This is a genomic window from Sphaerotilus sp., from assembly GCF_013299175.1.
In the GTDB taxonomy this organism is placed as follows: Bacteria; Pseudomonadota; Gammaproteobacteria; order Burkholderiales; family Burkholderiaceae_C; genus Sphaerotilus.
Genome location: NZ_JAAFKF010000151.1, coordinates 1 through 6,427 on the forward strand (window position 1 = coordinate 1; position 6,427 = coordinate 6,427).

General features: G+C 68.7%; 8 protein-coding genes. 6 read left to right on the forward strand and 2 right to left on the reverse strand.

Features of this window, described 5'->3' with window-relative positions; all coding sequences use genetic code 11:
• Together QZW52_RS17995 and QZW52_RS18000 are read right to left on the reverse strand one after the other, a co-directional pair.
• A partial coding sequence (locus QZW52_RS17995; protein WP_294001224.1) for a class II aldolase/adducin family protein occupies window positions 1–483 on the reverse strand: 483 nt, incomplete at its 3' end.
• Window positions 484–488: 5 nt separating this feature from the next.
• Entirely contained in the window at window positions 489–1,091 is a 603-nt protein-coding gene (locus QZW52_RS18000; protein WP_294001226.1) for an HD domain-containing protein, read from the reverse strand.
• A 104-nt stretch (window positions 1,092–1,195) separates the two neighbouring features.
• On the opposite strand from QZW52_RS18000, the gene gph reads away from it, so the two are divergent.
• The 6 genes from gph to QZW52_RS18030 all read left to right on the forward strand — a co-directional run.
• The gene (gene gph / locus QZW52_RS18005) at window positions 1,196–1,849 is read left to right on the forward strand and encodes a phosphoglycolate phosphatase (RefSeq protein ID WP_294001228.1); all 654 of its coding nucleotides are present in this window, start codon (window positions 1,196–1,198) and stop codon (window positions 1,847–1,849) included.
• 240 nt (window positions 1,850–2,089) lie between these two features.
• Complete coding sequence (trpE, locus tag QZW52_RS18010) at window positions 2,090–3,565, forward strand: anthranilate synthase component I (protein WP_294001231.1); 1,476 nt, start codon at window positions 2,090–2,092, stop codon at window positions 3,563–3,565.
• A 20-nt stretch (window positions 3,566–3,585) separates the two neighbouring features.
• Window positions 3,586–4,155, forward strand: a complete 570-nt coding sequence (locus QZW52_RS18015; RefSeq protein WP_294001233.1) for an anthranilate synthase component II — start codon at window positions 3,586–3,588, stop codon at window positions 4,153–4,155.
• A complete protein-coding gene (gene trpD / locus QZW52_RS18020; protein ID WP_294001236.1) occupies window positions 4,152–5,201 on the forward strand; it encodes an anthranilate phosphoribosyltransferase in 1,050 nt (349 codons plus the stop codon). The genes QZW52_RS18015 and trpD overlap by 4 nt, the downstream gene beginning before the upstream one ends.
• Window positions 5,198–6,013: an indole-3-glycerol phosphate synthase TrpC gene (gene trpC, locus QZW52_RS18025; protein ID WP_294001238.1), complete on the forward strand. Its 816-nt coding sequence runs from the start codon at window positions 5,198–5,200 to the stop codon at window positions 6,011–6,013. Before trpD ends, trpC begins: the two co-directional genes overlap by 4 nt.
• Window positions 6,010–6,427 (forward strand): uracil-DNA glycosylase family protein (locus QZW52_RS18030; protein WP_294001241.1); only part of this gene is annotated, 418 nt, incomplete at its 3' end. The genes trpC and QZW52_RS18030, both read left to right, overlap by 4 nt.

A 6,427-nucleotide genomic window follows, 5' to 3' on the forward strand; every position in this document is an offset into this window, starting at 1 on the left:
GAGGTCGGCCTGCAGGCGCGGCTGTTCGTCCGGCCGGAACGCCACGCCCTCGTAGCCGTGGTACGCCAGCGAGGCCAGCACGAAGGTGCTCTGCTGCGAGATCGGCAGCACGCCGCATTGCTGCGCAGCGACGGCCACGCCCGCCCGCGTGTGGGTGTGCAGCACGCACTGCGCATCGTCCCGCACGGCATGGACCGCACTGTGGATCGTGAAGCCGGCCGGGTTGACCGGGAAGGGGCTGTCCTGCAGCTTGTGGCCCGCCTGGTCGATGCGGATCAACGATGACGCGGTGATCTCCTCGAACATCAGCCCGTAGGGGTTGATCAGGAAGTGGTGGTCAGGGCCGGGCAGGCGGGCGCTGATGTGGGTGAAGACCAGATCGCTCCAGCCATGGAGGGCGACCAGCCGGTAGGCCGCCGCGAGGTCGCAGCGCAGTTGCCATTCTTCGGGACTGACCTGGTCTTGCAGGCAGGGGATGTGCATGGTGGTTACTCCATCGGTGCGGGTGCGGCCATGGGGGCGAGTGCCGCCTTGTAGAGCGACTGCTTCGGTTGCGCGAACACGCGCCGCAGCATCGGCTCGAAGGTGCTGATCGGCAGGGTCTCGGCGTCGGCGTCGAAGGCGGGGTTGTCGTAGAGGGCGACGAACTCGGCGGTGTGCGCGGCGTGCGGGTGGTCGCGGAAGCGGTCGCGCAGGTTGCGGTCCAGGCCGATGTGGTGGAAGAAGTGGTAGCCCTGGAAGATGGCGTGGTGCTGCACCATCCAGTGGTTGGCCTCACCGACGAAGGGCTGGACGATCGCGGCGGCCACGTCCGCGTGGTTGAAGCTGCCCAGCGTGTCGCCGATGTCGTGCAGCAGCGCACAGACCACGTACTCCTCGTCGCGCCCGTCGCGCAGCGCCCGGGTGGCGGTCTGCAGGCAGTGGGTCCAGCGATCGACCGGGAAACCGCCGTAGTCGCCCTCCAGCAGGCGCAGGTGCGCGATCAGCCGGTCGGGCAGGGTGCGGGCGAAGCGCAGGTACTCGCCACCGATGAGCTGCCAGTCGGCGGCGGTGCTGTCTTCCATGCGGGTGAAGGTGGCGCGGGCGGTCATGGCGAGGTCTCCTGTGCGGGGTTCGGCAGGTGACTATCCGACGATCTGCTCGCCGCCGGGCGACACACGGGCGACACTGCGGGAAACTACCGTCGCCTGAACCCATGCCTCTGATCCCTTTCCAAGCCGCCATCGTCGATCTCGACGGCACCATGGTGGATACCCTCGGCGATTTCGTGGCCGTGCTGCGCCTGACGCTGACCGAACTTGGCCTTCCCGTCGTGGACCGCGCTTTCGTCGAGCACACCGTCGGCCAGGGCAGCGAGCACCTGATCCGCTCGACGCTGGCGCATGTCGGCGCGGATGCCGGGCGGTATGACGCAGCGTGGGCGGCCTACCAGCGGCATTACCTGGTGCTCAACGGCCAGCATTCGGACGTGTACCCCGGTGTCGTCGAAGGCTTGCAGCGCCTGCGCGACGCGGGTTTGCGGCTGGCCTGCCTGACGAACAAGCCGGTGGCGTTTGCCCGGCCGCTGCTCGCGAGCAAGGGACTGGACGGGTTCTTCGAGTTCGTCTTCGGCGGCGACAGCTTTGCCCGGAAGAAACCCGATCCGCTGCCGCTGCTGGAAACCTGCAAGGCACTGGGCACGCTGCCGGCGCAGACGCTGATGGTCGGCGACTCCCGCAACGACGCGCAGGCCGGGCACGCGGCCGGCTGTCCGGTCGTGCTGGTGACCTATGGCTACAACCACGGCGAGCCGATCCGGGCGGTGCCGGCGCTGGCGCATGTCGATCGGCTGGATGCGCTGCTACACTGACCGCACCATGTTTTTCTCGCGCAAACACCACAGCATCGGCCGCACCGCCGGGTCGCAAGACCGGGGAGCCTGGCCCTGGCGTCGCTGAAGCCGACGCCTGACCCGATCTGCTGATGTCTGTCGCCGCGTGTCCCCGGACCGCGCCGCACCCCCCGATCAAACCAGGCCCGCGGCACGCACGCGATCCCCTGAAGTCGTTTCGACACGCGAGCATGCCGGTGGGCCGATGGAGCGCACACCGTGATCACCGAACTCGAATTCAAGCGCCTGGCCGAACAGGGCTACAACCGCATCCCGCTCGTCAGCGAAGCCTTCGCCGACCTGGAAACCCCGCTGTCGCTCTACCTGAAGCTCGCCGGGGGCCAGCCGCACAGCTTCCTGCTGGAGTCCGTCGTCGGCGGCGAGCGGTTCGGGCGCTACTCCTTCATCGGCCTGCCGGCGCGCACGCTGCTGCGCACGACACTCGGCATCACCGAAGTGGTCACCGACGGCCAGGTCGTCGAGCGCCACGACGGCAACCCGCTCGACTTCATCGAGGCGTACCAGCAGCGGTTCAAGGTGGCGCTGCGGCCGGGTTTGCCACGCTTCTGCGGCGGGCTGGCGGGGTACTTTGGCTACGACGCTGTGCGCTACATGGAGCCGCGGCTGGCCAAGGTGCAGAAAACCGGCGGACTCGACACGCCCGACATCCTGCTGCTGCAGACCGAGGAGCTGGCGGTGATCGACAGCCTGTCGGGCCGGCTCTACCTGATCGTCTACGCCGACCCGCAGCAGCCCGACGCCTATGCCCGCGCACAAGCCCGGCTGGTGGCGCTGAACGAGCGGCTGCGCCAGTCGGTCGTCGCCCCGGTGGTGGAGCGCACGCCGCCGCAGCCGGTCGAGCGGCCCTTCGCCCAGGCCGACTACCTCGCCGCCGTCCACCGCAGCAAGGAATACATCGCGGCGGGCGACCTGATGCAGGTGCAGATCGGCCAGCGCCTGAGCAAGCGGTACACCGCTTCGCCGCTGTCGCTCTACCGGGCCTTGCGCACGCTCAACCCGTCGCCGTACATGTACTTCTACGACATGGGCGATTTCCAGATCGTCGGCGCCTCGCCCGAAATCCTCGTTCGCCACGAGCACACGCTGGACGGCGACAAGGTGACGATCCGCCCGCTGGCCGGCACGCGGCCACGCGGCACCAGCCCCGAGCACGACAAGGTCACCGAGGCCGAGCTGCTCGCCGACCCGAAGGAACGCGCCGAGCACCTGATGCTGATCGACCTGGCCCGCAACGACATCGGCCGCATCGCCAAAACAGGCAGCGTCAAGGTCACCGAAGCCTTCGTCGTCGAGCGGTACTCGCACGTCATGCACATCGTCAGCAACGTCGAGGGGCTGCTGAAGGACGGCACCAGCAACATGGACGTGCTGCGCGCCACCTTCCCGGCCGGCACGCTGACCGGGGCACCCAAGATCCGGGCGATGGAGCTGATCGACGAGCTGGAGCCGGTCAAGCGCGGGATCTACGGCGGCGCCTGCGGCTACCTCAGCTTCGCGGGGGACATGGACGTGGCGATCGCCATCCGCACCGGCATCGTGCAGAACGGCACCCTGTACGTGCAGGCGGCGGCGGGGGTGGTGGCCGATTCGGTGGCCGAGATGGAGTGGAGAGAGACCGAGCACAAGGCGCGGGCGCTGATCCGCGCCGCCGAACTGGTCGAAGAAGGTTTCTGAGGCGAAGAAGGAGAACCCCCATGCTGCTGATGATCGACAACTACGACTCCTTCACCTTCAACCTCGTCCAGTATTTCGCCGAACTCGGCGAGGACGTGCGGGTGCACCGCAACGACGAGATTTCCATCGCCGAGATCGAGGCGCTGAAGCCCGATCGGCTGGTGCTGTCGCCGGGGCCGTGCTCGCCTGCGGAGGCCGGTATCTGCATCGAGTCGATCCGCCACTTCGCCGGCCGGCTGCCGATCCTCGGCGTGTGCCTGGGCCACCAGAGCATCGGCGCGGCGTTCGGCGGGAACATCGTGCGGGCGCAGGTGCAGATGCACGGCAAGTCCGACACGATCACGACCGACCAGCGCGGCGTCTTCGCCGGCCTGCCCGAGCAGTTCAGCGTCGTGCGCTACCACTCGCTGGCGATCGAGCGCGCCACGCTGCCCCCTGAACTGCTCGTCACCGCCACCAGCGCGGACGGCGAGATCATGGGCGTGCGCCACCGCGAACTGGCCATCGAAGGCGTCCAGTTCCACCCCGAATCCATCCTCAGCGAGCACGGCCACGCGATGCTCAAGAATTTCCTGGAGTCCGCCCGATGAGTGCCGTCCGTTCCCTGATCACCGACGCCGAAGCCCTCGGCCGCGTCATCGACCACCGCGAGATCTTCCACGACGAGATGCTGACGCTGATGCGCCGCATCATGGGGGGCGAGATGTCGCCGGTGATGATGTCGGCGCTGCTGGTCGGCCTGCGCGTCAAGAAGGAGACGATCGGCGAGATCACCGCCGCCGCGCAGGTCATGCGCGAGTTCGCCGTCAAGGTCCATGTCGCCGACCGCACGCACCTCGTGGACATCGTCGGCACCGGTGGTGACGGTTCGCACACGTTCAACATCTCGACCTGCTCGATGTTCGTCGCCGCCGCGGCGGGGGCGCGGGTGAGCAAGCACGGCAACCGCGGCGTCTCCAGCAAGTCCGGCAGCGCCGACGTGCTCGAAGCCCTGGGCGTGCCGATGACGCTGTCCCCGCAGGCGGTCGCGCAGTGCATCGCCGACACCGGCATCGGCTTCATGTTCGCCCCCAACCACCACCCGGCGATGAAGAACGTCGGCCCGGTGCGGCGCGAACTCGGCGTGCGCACGATCTTCAACATCCTCGGCCCGCTGACCAACCCGGCCGATGCGCCGAACATCCTGATGGGCGTGTTCCACCCCGATCTGGTCGGCATCCAGGTCCGGGCGCTGCAGCGGCTCGGCGCCGAGCACGCGCTGGTGGTCTATGGCCGCGACGGCATGGACGAGGTGTCGCTGGGGGCCGGGACGCTGGTGGGCGAACTGCGCAACGGCGAGATCCGCGAGTACGAGGTCCACCCCGAGGACTTCGGCCTGACGATGGCCAGCAACCGCTCGCTCAAGGTCGAGACGCCTGCGCAGTCGCGTGCCTTGCTGCAAGCGGTGCTGGACAACGAACCCGGTCCGGCGCGCGACATCGTCATGCTCAATGCCGGTGTGGCGCTGTACGCAGCCAATGTCGCCCCGACCATGGCCGAGGGCATCGAGCGCGCCCGCGAGGTGCTGGCCAATGGCCAGGCCGCCGAGCGCCTGAAGCAGTTCGTCACCCGCACGCAGGAATTGGCCGCAGCATGAGCCGAACCCTTCCCCCCGGTGTCCCCGACATCCTCGCCCGCATCGTCGTCACCAAGCACGAGGAGATGGCTGCCGCCCGTGCGCGGCGCCCGCTGCCCTCCCTGCGTGACGAGGCAGAGGCACGCACCGACGTGCGCGATTTCGAGGCCGCCTTGCGCACGAAGATCGCCGCGGCGCAGCCCGCCGTCATCGCCGAGATCAAGAAGGCCAGCCCGAGCAAGGGCGTGATCCGCCCCGACTTCCGCCCGGCCGAGATCGCGCAGAGCTACGAGCGCCATGGCGCTGCGTGCCTGAGCGTGCTGACCGATGTCCAGTATTTTCAGGGCGCCGTGGTCTACCTGGAACAGGCGCGGGCGGCGTGCGCACTGCCGGTGCTGCGCAAGGACTTCATGGTGGACGAGTACCAGGTCCATGAAGCGCGGGCGATGGGCGCGGACTGCATCCTGCTGATCGCGGCGTGTCTCGATGATGCGCAGATGGCCGATCTGGAGGCGGTGGCGCTGGCGCACAGGATGAGCGTGCTGGTCGAGGTCCACGACGGCGAGGAGCTACACCGCGCGCTGCGGCTGAAGACGCCGCTGGTGGGCATCAACAACCGCGATCTGCGCAGCTTCGACGTGACGCTGGACACCACGCTGGGCCTGCTGGCCGAGGTGCCGGAAGACCGGTTGCTCGTGACCGAATCCGGCATCCTCGGGCCGCAGGACGTGGCACGGATGCGGGCGGCGGACGTGCATGCCTTCCTCGTCGGCGAGGTGTTCATGCGCGCGGCTGATCCGGGTCTGGCACTGGCCGAGTTGTTCCGCCGATGATCGACAACCGCTTGACGCGGCCGCTGGCCGAGGCGCTGGTGGACGTGGCGCCGGGCTGGGATGACCTGGTGGCGGCATTTGTGGCCAGTCCACGCGGCGAGGCGCTGTGCCGGGCGGTTGATGCACGGGTGGCCGCTGGGGCCGAGGTGTACCCGGCGCGGCCACTGCGGGCGCTGGAGGCGCTGACACCGCAGCAGGTGAGGGTGGTGATCCTTGGCCAGGATCCGTACCACGGGCCGGGCGAGGCCGAGGGGTTGGCGTTCTCGGTGGCCGACGGGGTGAAGATTCCGCCGAGCCTGCGCAACATCCGGCAGGAACTGGCGGCGGACCTGGGGCTGGGCTTGCCGGTGTCGGGGAGCCTGCGGGCGTGGGCGGGGCAGGGCGTGTTGCTGTTGAACACTTGCCTGACCGTCG

What these genes read in the sequence shown, in the direction of transcription:
- QZW52_RS18000 (WP_294001226.1), bottom strand. Translation starts at nt 1,091, where the DNA reads ATGACCGCCCGCGCCACCTTCACCCGCATGGAAGACAGCACCGCCGCC.
- trpD (WP_294001236.1), top strand. Translation starts at nt 4,152, where the DNA reads ATGAGTGCCGTCCGTTCCCTGATCACCGACGCCGAAGCCCTCGGCCGC.
- QZW52_RS18015 (WP_294001233.1), top strand. Translation starts at nt 3,586, where the DNA reads ATGCTGCTGATGATCGACAACTACGACTCCTTCACCTTCAACCTCGTC.
- gph (WP_294001228.1), top strand. Translation starts at nt 1,196, where the DNA reads ATGCCTCTGATCCCTTTCCAAGCCGCCATCGTCGATCTCGACGGCACC.
- trpC (WP_294001238.1), top strand. Translation starts at nt 5,198, where the DNA reads ATGAGCCGAACCCTTCCCCCCGGTGTCCCCGACATCCTCGCCCGCATC.